Source organism: Pseudoalteromonas sp. SIMBA_162 (assembly GCF_046535955.1).
Taxonomy (GTDB): Bacteria; Pseudomonadota; Gammaproteobacteria; order Enterobacterales; family Alteromonadaceae; genus Pseudoalteromonas; species Pseudoalteromonas marina.
Map to the genome: position 1 here is coordinate 1 of NZ_JAWJBQ010001421.1, position 228 is coordinate 228.

Sequence of the window (228 nt, forward strand, 5' to 3'; positions counted from 1 at the left end):
TAGCACCTCGCGGGCATCGAACTTGCGGTGCAGCACGACGCAGCCAGCATGCCAGAACTCCGACAGCATCATTGAAATACCGCCAGCATGGAACATGGGCATCATCACCAAGACACGGCCGTTGATGCGCACATCCATGACCTCGGCCTGATTCTGCGCCAATGCAAGGTCGCCACGCTGGCTACGCGCCGCACCTTTGGGGCGCCCCGTGGTGCCACTGGTGTAGAC

1 protein-coding gene is annotated in these 228 nt (G+C 61.4%); it reads right to left on the reverse strand.

The genetic code is table 11. The features are described from left to right. The coding region (locus R0J88_RS24290) for an AMP-binding protein (protein WP_410901499.1) at positions 1-228 on the reverse strand (228 nt) is incomplete at both ends.